Genomic DNA, 14,942 nt, shown 5'->3' with positions numbered 1-14,942 from the left:
TTACGTACTAAGGAAGTTTAACTTTTTGGGTACAAATCCACAAATGAGTGGTTTTGTCATGCTGACGAAGGAAGCATCTTAAAACACCCAAATCTGAGAATAAGAACGATTTAAGATGCTTCCTTCGTCAACATGACAAAAAAAGGTACTCCTAAAACTGGTAATTTATTTATGGAAACCCACCCTGAAAAAGCCCTTTTTGACCTTACAGATAAAATCGCCCTCATTACCGGAGCCAGTAAGGGCATTGGCGAAGATATGGCCCGCGTTTTTGCTCGTTTTGGAGCGAAAGTTGTCGTCAGCAGCCGAAAACAGGACGCCTGTGATGCACTTGCCAATGACATTAAAGCGCAGGGGGGCGAAGCCACAGGGATTGCCGCACACGTTGGCGATCCGGCTCAACTTCAGCAATTGGTCGATAAAACCATTGCTACATACGGCGGCATCGATATCCTGGTGAATAACGCAGCCTCGAATCCGGTCTTCGGCCCCTCACTCGACTGCGATGGGGCCGCTTTCGATAAGATTATGCAGGCCAACGTTAAAGCGCCGTTTGAGTTGAGCAAGCTGTGTCACCCCAGCATGAAAGCACGCGGTGGCGGCAGTGTAATTATGGTCAGCAGCATTGCCGGCCACACGCCCGACCCCGGTTTGGGCATATATAGCGTAAGCAAATCTGCCTTAAATATGCTCACCAAAGTGCTGGCAAAAGAATGGGGGCAAGATGGCATCCGGGTCAACGCCATTTGTCCGGGTCTGATTAAAACGAAATTCAGTCAGGCGCTCTGGCAGGACGAAAAAATCCTGAATCATTTCACCAAACGTATCCCCATCGCCCGCATGGGTACCACCGACGAAATTAGCCCACTAGCCTTGTTTCTAGCCTCCGATGCTTCTTCGTATTGTACTGGAAGCTTGTATTATGCTGATGGCGGAACGGTAATTTAACGTACTGCAACCGTTTATTTAAGCCCTATTCAAATATTCAGCAGCACTATCCTGATCGATGAACAACGTAGCGTCGGGGTGCGAACGTAGTATGGTAGATGGGTATTTCTCGGAGATGGTATCCAACAATGTATGGTAAATAGCTTCGGCTTTATGGCTGGCAGGTACCATGCAAAACGCGTGTTTGGCACGTATCAACGCCGGAATGGTCAGAGTTAGCGCGTATTCAGGAACCTGCTCCAGTGTTTCGAAGCATTTATCATGAACTTGTTGCTGGCGGCTGGTTAAATCAAGCTGCACCGGCCTCACCAGAACTGGGTCGTTGAAATCTGCTACGTGGGGGTCGTTGAACGCAATGTGGCAATTTTCGCCAATACCCATGCAGACAATATCAGTGGGATACTGCTCCAGCAACGTAGCATAACGCGCGCATTCCTCCTCAGAATCAGCCGCATTGGCATTTATATAGAAAACTTCCTGAATCGGTACGTTATCGAAAAGTTTGTGCTTGAGAAACTTTCCAAAACGTTGCGGGGCATCGTCAGACAAACCGAGGTATTCATCCATATGAAACGCCCGCACTCGCTCCCAATCAATACCCGCTTCCAGTACCAGCCCATTCAAAAATTCATTTTGCGACGGGGCCGACGCAAAAATCATATTGACAAATTCCTGCTGTTGCTGTAACGCCCGAATTTGGCTGGCCACGGCCTGAGCCGCAGCTTTGCCCAAATCCTGACGATTTTTATAAAGATTAACCCGAAGTTTATCAATCGCAAACGTTTGGCTGAAAGGGGTAATCGAGGTCATGATACGTATACTAGTTGTTTTATTTTGAGTAAACAATTTTCCCGCCAACCAACGTAGTGGCAATATTTATGTTCTTGTCAAAAATGACGATATCCGCATCTTTACCCACTGTTAGTGAGCCTTTCCGTGAATCGACACCCATGATACGTGCCGGAGTTGTGCTGGCCATACGCACGGCGTCCAGCAACGATACGTCGGCGAGTTGCACCATGTTACGTACCAACCGATTCGTAGTGGCAACACTACCCGCAAACGAACTACGATCGGGCAGTTTTGCTACGTCATCTTCGACAATCACTTTCAGGCCGTTCTTGAGCGAACCTAGCATGCTTTCGCCTTCGGGCATCCCGGCGGCCCGCATTGCGTCGGTAATCAACGCAGTCTTGTCGGCTCCTTTTATTTTGTAAACCAGCTTGAGCAAGGGCGCAGGCAAATGAACGCCGTCGGTGATGATCTCAACATCCATATCCAGCAAAAACGCACTTTCAATCGTTCCGGCGTACCGAAACGCATTCCGGCGCGTCACACCCGACATGGCTGAATATAAATGCGTTGCCAGCGAATAACCATTTTCATAAGCGGCCAATACGTCTTCATAAATCGCGTCGGTATGCGCCACGGCCGCCAGAATACCTTTTTCGCGTAGCCGACGACCGAAGGAAATGGCACCGGGCAATTCAGGAGCCGCACTCCACCGGACAATTGACGACGAATAGGTAAGAATTTCTTCGTATTCCTGCGGGTCTGGATTTCGGATATAACGCGGGTCCTGCGCCCCCCGCTGACTCATGGCGAAGTACGGCCCTTCCAAATGGATTCCCAGGAACGTAGCCCCCTGCTGGTTGTTCTGATTCGCCCGTTCGTACGCATCGAGCGTCTGCAACAGGTCTTCTTTTTCGGCGGTCAACGTAGTGGGTACCAGCGACGTAGTGCCGTAACGAGCGTGGAGTTCGGCAATTTTCAAAAAAGCTTCTTCGGTACCATCCATGAAGTCGTAACCACCGCCCCCATGCACGTGAATGTCGATAAATCCCGGCGCTACGTATTGTCCAGCCGCATCGAGTAACGTAGCATTTGGTACGTCGACATCACGCTCATGAATGCCCAGAATGCATCCATTTTCAATCACCAACGTACCATTTCGAACGTTGCGGTAGGGCGTAATTAACGTAGCATTGCTAATTTTCAGAAGCCCCATTTCCGAATTTGATGGCCTTTCACGGCGTAGAAAACCAGGTAGAGGTAACACGGCATCAGCACCCAATACGCCGTCCGAAGGTCGAATTTATCGGCGAAATAACCATAAAACACGGGCATAATGGCGTTTCCGCAAAGTCCCATAATCAGCAGCGACGCACCCAGTTTCGTGAACCGTCCCAGCCCATCCAGCGCCAGCGGCCAGATACCCGCCCAAATCAGTGAATTCGCCAGGCCGAGGAGCACTACAAACCAGATTGATATATCGGTTGCGTGGCCCAGCAACGTAACGTTCCCTTTTGTAAACAGAATAAGCAACGTGAACGTAGTGCCTAGAAGCGTGCAGACACGTAGCGCGTTGACCTGACTGATAAAACGGGGAATCAGGCTGATCCCAATTAGGTATCCGCAGATGGTACAAGCCAGCGTATACGACGGAAACACTTTGGCTTCCAGCAAATTAACACCCATTGAACCAGCATAGCCAATTACGGTATCGATAGCGATTACCTGCGAACCTACATGAAAAAAAATGGCAAAGGCACCTAACACCAGATGGGGAAATTGCAGAATAGTTGTCTTCCCAGCGTTTGCGGTTGCCACTTCGGGACTTTCCTGTTCCGTATTCAGTTCGGGCAGGGGCGAACGATAGACCAGAAAACCTAACAACAGCAGAAAACTCCCGAGCGCCATGTAGGGCGTAATCACTCGCCGAACCAGTTCATCGAGCGCTGCCGCGCGCTCGGCAAATCCCATAGTACTCAGTTTCGCAAACAGATCAGTATCGGTCGGACGCAGGATAACGGCGGCAAAAACCAGGGGCGACAGAATCCCGGCGGCTTTGTTGCAGATACCCATCAGACTGATACGTTGGGCGGCTCGCTCTTTGGGTCCTAGAATGGTAATGTAAGGATTTGCAGCCGTTTGCAGGATAGCCAGGCCAATGCCGATAGTAAACAGGCCCATCAGAAAAATGGCGTAGGTACGGGTCATTGCCGCTGGCACAAAAATGAAAGCGCCCAAAGCCATGAACCAGAAACCGAACATCATCCCTTTCTTAAAACCCACCTTTTTGAGCAGATACGACGCCGGCACCGACATCACGAAGTAGGCAATATAGAAGGCAAACGCGACCAGATAGGCCTGAAAACTAGTGAGTTCGCAGGCAATTTTGAAATAGGGAATCAGGATGGAATTCACCCAGGAAACAAATCCGAAAATGAAAAACATTAGCCCGATCAGAAAGATCGAAATCGCCGTATCTCGCTTTGTCAGCCCCTGGGCACTAATGGCTAATGAGCTCATAATGAAAGTAATAAATAACGAATAACTGAAGTGAACAACCTATTCTTCATTCTTCATTAAAGAGTTGGTTCCCAGCCTTTTTCGTAGTCCCGTTTCCAAAGCTTTTCGGCTTCCTTGTTACCCTTAATGTGCCCGTTTGTCGGATCGATGGTGAGCATGCCGCCGGAACGTAACGCAATGTTTCCCAACTGACAAAGCAGCGTACTCTGGTGCCCACCGACAATATCGGAAGTCAACGAAGTACCTTTTTTGATGGCGTCGAAAAAGTTCTGGATGTGAATGGCATCCAGCGCCTGCGACGGATTCATTTTGTTCCGAGGGTCAATTTGGAGGTCATTCTTTACGTCTTTCACCAGTTTATTTTCCAGGTCAAATACTTTGTAAGAATTTCCCGATTCAATCAGGATTGAGCCCGTATCGCCGTAAAAAACTACACCAACGCTATTTCCTTCAACGGTACGTCCATTGCAGCTACGTCCCTCCCATGACATGGCCGTATTGTTGGCAAATTCCAGATTAATTACCTGCGTGTCAGGCGCTTCCCAGTCGTCTTTGTAGCGATAACGTCCGCCTGCCGATGTCACTTTGGTTGGATACTCCACACCTAATCCCCAGCGCATCAGGTCGAGCATGTGCGTACCGTTATTGAGGGCTTCGCCGGTGCCCCAGTGCCAGAACCAGTGCCAATTGTAATGGATAAGATTATCTTTAAAAGCCCGTCTAGGAGCCGGGCCCTGCCATAAATCGTAATTCAGCCACGACGGAGCGGGCACCTCTTTACCCATTCCAATCGACGCGCGGTTGTTGGTGTACCAGCCTTTTGCGAAATACGGCCGACCAATAACGCCGTTTTTTACGTCCTGAATAGCCTGCGCTACGTTCGGCCACGACCGGCGCTGGTTACCCATCTGAATCACATTTTTATACTTCTTCGCGACGGCAACCAGCAGCTCGCCTTCATTAGGGTTGTGGCTGCACGGTTTCTCCAGATATACGTGCTTGCCCGCTTTCGACGCCAGAATTGCTGCGGGTGCGTGCCAGTGATCAGGAGCGGCAATTACGAGCGCATCGACGTCTTTATCGTCCAGCGCTTTCCGAAAATCGGGCTGGTTTTTGGGCTTTGATTTCTGAATACCCTCAACGGTAGTAATGCATTTTTCAGCCGCCCGCGTATCCACATCTGATATCGAAACAACCTCACAATTCGGCTGAAGCGCGTAATTACTAGCCAGTGCCAGTCCCCGACTATTGACACCCATCACACCGACGTGTACTTTCTCATTAGCGCCCAATATCCGGGCATAACTTACCGGACTGAAACCCGGCAAAATACCGCCTACCGTCAGGGCTGCGGTGCCAGTGAGCGTTTGTCGAAGGAAAGTTCTACGCGATTCGGCGGGGCGGGCGGTTTCTGTATTTTTCATAGCGATAGGTTTCGGAATATCTTTTTGTCATGCTGAGGTAGGTACGAAGCATCTTAAAGCATCCAAATTTGAGTGTATAAAAACCTTAAGATGCTGTCTGAAAACCCCTAAATCCCCTAAAGGGGACTTAACTCGCACTCGAACAAAGTCCCCTTCAGGGGATTTAGGGGTTTTCAGACAGTTTCTAAGATGCTTCATTCCTCAGCATGACAAAAAGCCATCATACAAAAACAGATTTTATGGTTTTGGAAATGGATTTGGAATTTTTACCAAATCCTGAATTTCGTGTCCATTATGTTCAAATCGAGCCAGCGTATAAACCGAACCATCGTCGCCAATAGCAATGGAATTGACGTACGTAGGCCGGGTTCCATCGGTGTAAAAAATAGGGCCGTGGTCCTGATACGTTCGACTTGGTATGTTGTACGTAATCAGATGCAGATTTTCCAGTCCTTTAGCCGCTCCTTTAGCAATTTCACCCTCGCCCTTTACCCGTTTACCGTCAATGTAAATTGGCCCACCAGTCAGGTAATAGATGGTTTCGCCATCGGGTCCCGGCTGAAACCCAAGATACCCATAACTGAACTGATCGAACATGCCGCTACGTTTCGATGGCTCCGACGCGATACGTTCAACAAGCTCCAGTTTTGGCGCACGCGGGTCGAACCGAAATAAGTAGCCCGAATTTCCGTGAACACCATACGCAACGGCTTCGGGTTCGTACCAGAAAATCTTCCGCCAGTTGTAGCCCATACTGCCCGGTCGGGTAGCATCATATCGACCAAAATAATCAAGGCGTAAATGGACATCTTCTACTTTCCGAATCTTCCCGAAATCAGGATTATACGTTAAAATATCACCCGCTGCTGTAGACAAGTAAAGCGCGCCATCACCCGGATCAACGAACATAGACCGGCAGATTACCCGATAATCTTCTCCCACCGTTCCAGCCTCTCCCCGACCGCACGTCAATCCGGCATTGGTCAGTTTACCCGTATTCAGGTCATAATGAAAAAGATAGCCAAGCGGCCACGATAGCGCATAAATATGACCTCGTTCCCGATCGAGTGTCATGGTAATCAGCCCTTCTCCATCCGGTGCAATGGCTAGATTTTCGAACGTAGCAGTTGCCAAATCATACGACAGAATGTGACCGCCGGGATAGAGACTATATTCTTCTGGCGGATTCTGGGGCAACCGCTCCATGCCGTCAATCATTTCATACACACCGATATGCGTGACGAAATAAAGCTTCCCGTTACGTTCATAAAATCGAACGTGACTTTTGCCCTGTGGTATCGCTTTACGGTCTTTTTCGCCACAAACTTCTGTTAGGTCGGCAATAAACGTAGTATTATCGGTACGTGGGTTGTACATATACATTTGCCCGCCCTGATCGTACGATTCAGAGGAAAGAACGTAGTAAATGTTACCATCACTGGCAGCATTGATCGCATTATACGTATCATGCGCCAGTTCGAAGCCAGAATAATATCGTTTCGCTTCCAGATACTTCGCTGGGGCAGAAGTCGCTTTATCGCCAATCGAGCTATACATTGTGATTTTCAATACGTTATTTATCGTCACGGCGTTTTGACACCTGCCTGCCGTGCCACCTTAACAACCTCGTTCAGAATAGTCGTTTCGATGGTCGATGCCCAAACACCGGGCAGGCCGTAGACCATCTGAGCCGTATCGCCTTCGTAGCCGCCTTCGCGCAACACCGTAGTCGATGGAATATAGCCCATTACGTCGTTGGAATAGCCCGCGATAAACGTATCAGGGCCAAAAATCTGCTTCAGTTTTATAGAATATTCAACCACAACTTCGCCCCCCAGACTGATAATCGGCTGGTTACCGAGTTGCCAGACCTGCACTGGATATGCGTAAGACGTCATAAACGATTCACCTTGACGGAGTTTAGCCAACATACGCTCGGCCCACCGTTTATAGTACGGCACATCTGATTTCGTGACGGCCAGCAAATCAGTTTCCGTCGGCGATTTGGCGAATGCCAGATCAACTTCGGAATAAGCCGTTGAAAGTTGGGGTGATAAAGTACGCATGGGTTCAGCCAGTACCCGCTCAACGGCAGACGCCAGTTCGCGCCCGTATTGCTGTGCCAGTGGTATCGTGTGTCGTGGTAAGGCATTCTGATCAGCACCAGCGCATTGAAAAAAGAGCGCTGTTACGTCGGGATGGGCTTTTTCCAGTTCCAATTGCGCAAAACCGACGTAATCGCCCGACCATCTATAGATGTCGAGAACGGTCGGATGGCAGGAGTAGCCAAACAAAACTGCTTTTAACGTACCGTTAGCTTTCTCCACTTTAATAACTGGAACGGCGTAATCGTTCGGGCCCTGCAACTCTGGCAACCGATGCAGCAACGTAGCATTGTTGTTACGTCGGTTCACCTGAAATCGGGTCACCCCCTGTTGCGCTGACAACGTAACGGGTTCTTTGCTACGTAGCGCATCGCCCACCAACGTAACGATTTGATTTTCCAACGTAGCGGTATACTGCTCAACCTTAGCTAGTTGTTCAGCATCGATGGGGTAAATATCCAGCAGTGCATCCGACAGAACCGGCCCAGAATGGGTATGCGAACTGTTCAGAATAATTTGCGCTTTCGATAATCCAAAGCTGGTTTTTAAACGGTCGCGGATGCGGTCGGAGAGTTTTTTTGGGAAACCCAGCAGATCAGTTGTCACGAAAACTGCCTGCTTTCCAGTTTCATCTTCCAAGGCCAGCGCTTTTGCCCATAGGTCGTGCAACGTACCGTCAGCCGGATGTGTTCGCACGGCAAAGCCCGCCATCCAGATTGGCTGTTTTGGGGTAATGATCACGCGCGAAACACCTGCTTTCCAGCCTGCTACGTTGATGTCGGCTTTCGTCAGAACGGGGGTCAGGCATAACCAGATTATAAAACTGAGTGAATGCAGTAACTTCATTTTTTACTCAGCTTAATCAGTTCGTCGGCGTTTTTATGCACTTTTTCGATGGCCGCAGCAATGTCGTTCATGTCTTCTTTAGTACCCAGCAGCATATTCTGCGTAAACCAGACAGCTTCTTCATTGCAGAGTTTGTCGTTTTCGGGACACTGGTTCTGCGCTACGTATTGCTTGAAATCGAGCCTTTCTTTCGGGTACACTTTCTGGAAGTTTTTCGACCGAAAGGCGTCGTTCAGATACGGCTGGTTATTCAACGTAGCGTAGCCGTTCGAGCACGGAATCCCTTCAGCCTGAAGCGCTTTCAGAAAAGCGGCTCGCGGCAGTCCCTTAAATCCCTCTTTCTGGTAACGGAAAGGGAAAAGATGAAATGCCGCCCGCGTTACATCGTCGTACAGTTTGTAGGGCACAATTCCCGGAATCTTCTCAATCTGCGCTTTGAGGTAAGCCGCGTTTTCGTTACGGGTGGTCGTCTGCGCATCCAGCCGGGCCAATTGTGCCAGCCCGATAGCTGCCTGATATTCCGTTGTCCGCAGTTTATTCCCCTGTCGAATGCTACCGACACTTACCGAACCCACACCCGCACCATACGGATTGCCGAAGTTCTGATACGAGAAACAACGGTCCATGAAGGCATCGTCGTTACTGACCACGGCTCCGCCTTCGCCAATGGCCAGATTTTTAGAGTTTTGAAAACTGAAGCAACCTGCACTCCCGAACGTACCGACTTTCTGGTGATTGATTTCGGCCAGATGTGCCTGACAGGCATCTTCAATCACGACCAGATTATGTTTTTTGGCGATGGGCAGAATCTGGTTCATCTGAGCTGGTAAACCCAGAATATGTACCGGAATTATGGCTTTGGTACGTACCGTAATTTTCGCTTCAATTTTGGCCGGATCAATCTGGAACGTAGCGGGATCGACATCAACAAAAATGGGCATAGCGCCCGTTGCCAACACCGCCGACACCGTAGCAATGAACGTATAAGGCGGAACCAATACCTCATCTCCTGCCCGAATGTCAAGTTGGCTCAGCGCGATAATCAGGGCATTGGTACCGTTGACAACCAGCAAACTACGTTTTACACCCAACGCCTGCGCCCATTTCTGCTCAAACTCGGTTGCTACGTTCGCCCGCGACCAGATGCCGCTACGTATCACCTCGAGTAATTGCTTTTCATCGGTTTCCGGTTTCCAGATGGGCCAGGTCGGCCAGCTTTTCGTACGAACGGGTGCGCCCCCCAGCAAAGCCGGGCTGCTGGACGTAGTGTGTATAATTGAGATCGGTACGTCAGAAACTGGCGTCGCCGGACTATCCATACTGTTCGTAAATAGTGATGGGCTCAACATGGCGCTGAGGCCGGTCAGGGAATTTCGCCTGATGAACTCGCGTCTCGATACGTTTTTAGATGCCATTCTTTTGCGGAGTTAAACTATCCAGGACGAATCTTTTAAGATTTCGAAAAGAAGTTAAAAATGTGCGTTTTTGTCATTCTGAGGCACGAAGAATCTTAAAGCATCCATACTCTCGAATTAAGGAACATTAAGACTCTTCGTACCTCAGAATGACAAAAAATGACAAAAACGGTTCCTTACAAAAACCTTATTTCCAGATTGATTTTGCTGTATATAGTTGAAGTTCCTTGACCTCAATTCGATTCCCCCAAAACTGAAGGTTTTCCTTGGGATTCGCAACTGGCTTTCTTTCAAGGGAATAGGAATACTCACCCCCGTTAATAAATACCTCAATCGAAGTTCGATCAACATAAATATCGGCAGAAATTTCCATGCTGGTCATGTTTTCCGGCGAGTAGAAAACGCCATTCACCAGGTTGGAATTCAGATCGTAATCAAGTATGCGCTGGCCCATTAGCGAGAGACCTGCACTGGTAGCGTGCGACAGTTTAAGCGTTGTCTTTATTCTAAAGCGTTCTAGTTGATCGAATGCCTTCAATTTCTCATTAGCTTCGGTTGCATCCAGCGAAGTCCATTGCTGTACTGGTGTAAATAACTGTGCCGTTTCTTTAACCGGCACACTGAACAGACGCGGACCGTTTCTGGTAGTGCGGAGTTGCAATTCGGTGGGCAACAGCATCATGTGATTGAAAGGCATTCCTCGTTGCGGAATCCGCCCCCAGCCAATCTGAATACGCCGGGGGTCGCTTTCGGGCATATTCGTGAACGTTTGTGCCGCATAGATGGAGCCAGTCGTGTAAGAATGTTTACCGGATTCGGGCGTAAACGTTTTTCCGTCGAAGGTGCCAATCATGTACGTAGTAGATGCGCCATACATGACCCATTTCGTCTTATTTTTATCGCCATCTACGGGTAATTCAAATAAGTCAGGACATTCCCAGAAACCGGTCAAATGGCTTTGATACGTCCAGTCCCGCATGTTTTTTGACGTGTAAATCGAATGTCCGTCTCGCTCGTTGAGCACCATCACCCAATGACGACCGGGTTTATACCAGAACACGCGCGGATCACGGGTATCTTTGCTGTTCCATTTCGCCTTCGAATCGATTAACGGGTTCTTGGCATATTTTGTCCAGGTTCGGCCTTTATCCAGACTATAAGCCATGCACTGAATCTGTTTTTCTGGATTATCGACGGTAAAAAAAGCGACCATTGCCGGTACGTTTCCTTTGTTAAAACCCGCCGTATTTTCATAGTCGATTACGGTAGAGCCGGAAAACATGGTTCCTAAACTATCAGGCGATAAGGCAGTTGGCAACTCCTCCCAATGAATCATGTCTTTGCTGACGGCATGGCCCCAGGACATGTTTTCCCATTCGCGTTCGTAAGGATTATGCTGATAAAAAAGGTGATATTCCCCTTCGTAAAATATCATCCCGTTGGGATCATTGATCCAGCCCCGGCGCGTAGAAAAGTGGTATTGGGGGCGATTTTTCTCTTTATACAGCGAATCCTGACCGGCGATTTTATCATCCTGATAAATTTTACTCAATCCCTCCGAATTTCCGTCATAGCTAATGGAAATAGTTTTTCCTTGTAGGGCAGCCATGTCGCAAAACACCCAGTAGTCAGGCTCACCGGAAGCCAGGCGTATTTTAAATGTCCGCTCCGGTTTATCAGTGATACTGAACTTCATGTTACCCCTATTCTGGGCTTGTGTAACAGGAAGATTCAGGTATCGTTTTGTGATCGTAATCGAACGATTTTGCGCCTGCGCTACCTGAGTCACGCACAAAATCAACCCGATTAATGTGACACGTGTACTGGCTGATTTCATCTGAGTAGGGTCGTTACTTCTTTAATTTACTCATTACGCTTTCCAGACTCACAGCCGCGCCACCCCGCCGTTTGCTTTCGTCGGCAGCTTCCATAAACGCAAAAATCTCGATGGTTTCTTCTGGTTTAACGGGTACGTTACCCGTTTCGAAATAGTTGATAATCTCCTTTAGGAGAGGCTCATAACCACCATACGGGCCAAGTTTTACGTTACCGTTCTGCGTATACACGGTTCCGCCGTAATCGTGTTTGCCCGTACGTGTTCCCCGGAACGTACCAACACGTCCATCGGCCCAGGTGCCTATCACTACGTCGGTACCATCAGTATGCACCCGTACTACGTTGCGGCAGCCCGTTCCCATGACTGTGTAGAGCGTTTCTACGCCGTGTATGCCGTACCAGAACAGATCAGGATGCGTTTTTTCCAGTACGGCGGGACTGAACGTATCGGCACCGACAACCTGACTTTTATCGATGCTTTCGATGCCTTTGATGTAACGTAGTGAAGAGGCCGAAAAAAGTGGAACTTTATACTGCCGCGATGCCTCAAAAATAGCCACTACGTCGCTCAGCGAAGCCGCAATCGGTTTATCAATGAAGACTCGTTTTCCGGCTTTCAGTACCTGAATGGCCTGTTCTTTGTGTAGCCGACCGTCGTTGGTTTCGAGCAGCACTACGTCGACTTTCTTCAGTAAATCGTCAATGGAGTCAACGATTTCGACGTTCAGTTTTTTGACTTCCTCGATATACCCCGGAATCCGTTTTGAACTGCTTTCGATGTCGCGGCTGCCGTAGGGATAGGCCGCCACGATTTTGTAACCTGCATAATCAGGGCTTGCGTCGGCGGCATTTAACACTTTGGTAAACGCCGTACTATGCGACGTATCGAGTCCGATTATTCCAACCCGTTTTCCTTTATCGACCTCATTCCTACTCGCCCACGACCAGGCGGGGTTTAGTAAGCCAATTGCCGCGCTTCCCACGGCAGCTTTTTTTAGAAATGTTCGGCGGGTATTGGATTTGTTGGTCATGGCGAGAAAGTTAAGGGGCGAGATACAGAGTATAACGAGTGCCATTACTCCAAGTAATGGCACTCGTTATACTTAGGTCAACATGAGAACACTCAGAAGTTAATATCGCCCGTCATGTAAAGCTGTACCTGGCCTGAAATATCGACCCGACCGGGGCCGTTTTCATCAGCATTGAGTTTACAGCGCAGGTATCCACCCCGCTTAGAAAGTTGGCGGGCCGTAAGTTCGATTTTACCCAATTTCTCGGTCCAATACGGCATCAGGGTTGTGTACGCCGATCCCGTAACGGGGTCCTCATCAATGCCCGACTGCGGTCCAAAGAAACGAGCCACGAAATCAACATCGGAATCCGCATCGGCAGGCGCGGTTACTATAACACCCCGCGCAGGAACGGTGCTCATTTCCCGGAAGTCAGGGTTCAGCGCTTCGATTTGGGCCTGCGTTTCATAAACCAGCAGATAATCCGTTTTTCCCTTGTGAACTTCGACGGGTTTTTCGGTTACGCTAGCCAGTAGTGCGGGAGGTTGCAGGTTTGCTTTGTGCACTACGTCAGCAGGAAAATCGAGTGTCAGCCAGCCATTTTCGCTCCGACATACTTTCAACTGGCCGCTTTGTGATTCAAAAAAAATCTGGTCGCTTTCGGGCATTGAGTCCGTTTCCAGAAAAAACACGACATAACCCGTTGCCAACGTAGCATGACCGCATAACGCCACTTCGACTGTGGGTGTAAACCAGCGAATATGATACGTATCAGGCTGATCGGTTTTGACATAAAAAGCGGTCTCAGCGAGGTTATTTTCAGCAGCAATCTGAAGCATCTGTTCATCGGAAAGCCATTCGGTTAACGGCATGACAGCCGCTGGATTTCCGGCAAACAATCGGTCCGTAAAAGCATCAAGCTGGTAAATACGCATAAAAAGTAAGGGTGTGCCAGGCACTTGTTAAATGTTAGGAATAGTATGTTCTTTTAATGTATTGAATGTCAGATCCGAAAAATCAGTAAGCGAATTCAGGATACTATCGGCAATAGCAAATTTAGGATCACTACGTTCAAAATCAGCCGGAACCGCAATGGTTCGCATACCCGCTGCAGTAGCCGACCGGAGCCCATTGTATGAATCCTCAAAGGCCAGACACGTCTCGGGCAAAACACTCAGTCGACGGGCCGTACCCAGATACACATCAGGAGCCGGTTTATTACGAGCTTCCAACGTAGCAGAATGCCAGAGTGTCAACGTATTATAAATACCCAAACGCTTCACCACTACCTCAATCAAACTCATTGGCGACGCCGACGCAATAGCTGTCGGAATACCACGACGCACGAAAAAATCCAGTGCTTCCAGCGCGCCCGGCATGGGTTCAGCATAATGAGCGATACGTTCGTGAACACCCGACGTAATGGCTTCTCCCAACTCTTCGAAACTACGTCCGGCTGCGGCTTCTTCTGTCCACGGAGTGCGGGCGTACCAGTATTTCACTACGTCTAAGATGGGCAGGCCAGTGGTCTGTTTACATTGATCATCAGTTAGATACAACCCAACGGTGTCAAAAACTTCCCGTTCCATGATACGCCAGTGGGGTTCTGAATCCACCAACAAACCATCCATGTCAAAAATTGCTGCGCTTATTTCCATTTATTTCTTCAAATACCTCTCCGTCGGTACATTTTTTACCGGACTGCTACCAAAAATTAGCTACGGAATGACTTTATCAGGCTATACGTCGGCCTGCCGAAAAGGTTTTACGTCAATTTTTTCCCAAACTCCTTGTACGATATAGGGGTCTGTTTTCAGATAGGCGTCCAGTTGTTCCTCGGTTTCCATGTCGAGCAAGAGCATCGATCCAATCATTTTGCCTTCAGGGTCGAGTAGCGCCCCACCCAATATAAATTGTCCGTCTGCTTTTAACTGACGGGCGTAATCAAAATGGCTGGGTCGAGCCGCCATGCGTCTGTCAAGTGCATCGGCGTCGGTATAGTCGTAGGCATGAACAACGTATCGCATCAGTCAGGTTAAGTTTAGT

At 48.9% G+C, this 14,942-nt stretch carries 13 protein-coding genes; 1 reads left to right on the top strand and 12 read right to left on the bottom strand.

Annotated features, from left to right (window positions below; all coding sequences use genetic code 11):
- Positions 1-171: 171 nt before the first annotated feature.
- Positions 172-948, top strand: coding sequence for an SDR family NAD(P)-dependent oxidoreductase (locus tag IC229_RS25900; protein ID WP_190890402.1), 777 nt, complete (start codon positions 172-174; stop codon positions 946-948).
- A gap of 18 nt (positions 949-966) precedes the next feature.
- On the opposite strand, the gene IC229_RS25895 is transcribed toward IC229_RS25900, so the two are convergent.
- From IC229_RS25895 to IC229_RS25840, 12 genes are all read right to left on the bottom strand, one after another.
- Entirely contained in the window at positions 967-1,758 is a 792-nt protein-coding gene (locus IC229_RS25895; RefSeq protein WP_190890400.1) for a glucosamine-6-phosphate deaminase, read from the bottom strand.
- Positions 1,759-1,777: 19 nt separating this feature from the next.
- Positions 1,778-2,956 (bottom strand): N-acetylglucosamine-6-phosphate deacetylase, encoded by a 1,179-nt coding sequence (gene nagA / locus IC229_RS25890; protein WP_190890398.1) that lies wholly within the window; start codon positions 2,954-2,956, stop codon positions 1,778-1,780.
- Positions 2,944-4,260: a sugar MFS transporter gene (locus tag IC229_RS25885; RefSeq protein WP_190890396.1), complete on the bottom strand. Its 1,317-nt coding sequence runs from the start codon at positions 4,258-4,260 to the stop codon at positions 2,944-2,946. Before IC229_RS25885 ends, nagA begins: the two co-directional genes overlap by 13 nt.
- Before the next feature lie 56 nt (positions 4,261-4,316).
- Entirely contained in the window at positions 4,317-5,684 is a 1,368-nt protein-coding gene (locus tag IC229_RS25880) for a Gfo/Idh/MocA family protein (protein WP_190890395.1), read from the bottom strand.
- A 237-nt stretch (positions 5,685-5,921) separates the two neighbouring features.
- Positions 5,922-7,241: an NHL repeat-containing protein gene (locus IC229_RS25875; RefSeq protein WP_190890393.1), complete on the bottom strand. Its 1,320-nt coding sequence runs from the start codon at positions 7,239-7,241 to the stop codon at positions 5,922-5,924.
- A 26-nt stretch (positions 7,242-7,267) separates the two neighbouring features.
- The gene (locus IC229_RS25870) at positions 7,268-8,635 is read right to left on the bottom strand and encodes a neutral/alkaline non-lysosomal ceramidase N-terminal domain-containing protein (RefSeq protein ID WP_190890391.1); all 1,368 of its coding nucleotides are present in this window, start codon (positions 8,633-8,635) and stop codon (positions 7,268-7,270) included.
- Positions 8,632-10,050, bottom strand: a complete 1,419-nt coding sequence (locus tag IC229_RS25865; RefSeq protein WP_190890390.1) for a DegT/DnrJ/EryC1/StrS family aminotransferase — start codon at positions 10,048-10,050, stop codon at positions 8,632-8,634. The genes IC229_RS25870 and IC229_RS25865 overlap by 4 nt, the downstream gene beginning before the upstream one ends.
- A 187-nt stretch (positions 10,051-10,237) precedes the next feature.
- Positions 10,238-11,887 (bottom strand): DUF4980 domain-containing protein, encoded by a 1,650-nt coding sequence (locus IC229_RS25860; RefSeq protein ID WP_190890388.1) that lies wholly within the window; start codon positions 11,885-11,887, stop codon positions 10,238-10,240.
- 13 nt (positions 11,888-11,900) lie between these two features.
- Positions 11,901-12,917, bottom strand: a complete 1,017-nt coding sequence (locus tag IC229_RS25855; RefSeq protein WP_190890387.1) for a Gfo/Idh/MocA family protein — start codon at positions 12,915-12,917, stop codon at positions 11,901-11,903.
- 92 nt (positions 12,918-13,009) lie between these two features.
- The gene (locus IC229_RS25850; RefSeq protein ID WP_190890386.1) at positions 13,010-13,831 is read right to left on the bottom strand and encodes a PhzF family phenazine biosynthesis protein; all 822 of its coding nucleotides are present in this window, start codon (positions 13,829-13,831) and stop codon (positions 13,010-13,012) included.
- A gap of 27 nt (positions 13,832-13,858) precedes the next feature.
- Complete coding sequence (hxpB, locus tag IC229_RS25845) at positions 13,859-14,554, bottom strand: hexitol phosphatase HxpB (RefSeq protein ID WP_190890385.1); 696 nt, start codon at positions 14,552-14,554, stop codon at positions 13,859-13,861.
- A gap of 81 nt (positions 14,555-14,635) precedes the next feature.
- Complete coding sequence (locus tag IC229_RS25840; protein ID WP_190890384.1) at positions 14,636-14,923, bottom strand: YciI family protein; 288 nt, start codon at positions 14,921-14,923, stop codon at positions 14,636-14,638.
- Positions 14,924-14,942: the final 19 nt, after the last annotated feature.

The organism is Spirosoma profusum, from assembly GCF_014699005.1.
GTDB classification, from domain to species: domain Bacteria; phylum Bacteroidota; class Bacteroidia; order Cytophagales; family Spirosomataceae; genus Spirosoma; species Spirosoma profusum.
Note: the sequence above shows the minus strand (reverse complement) of the source record. Positions and strands in the feature narration are given on the sequence as shown.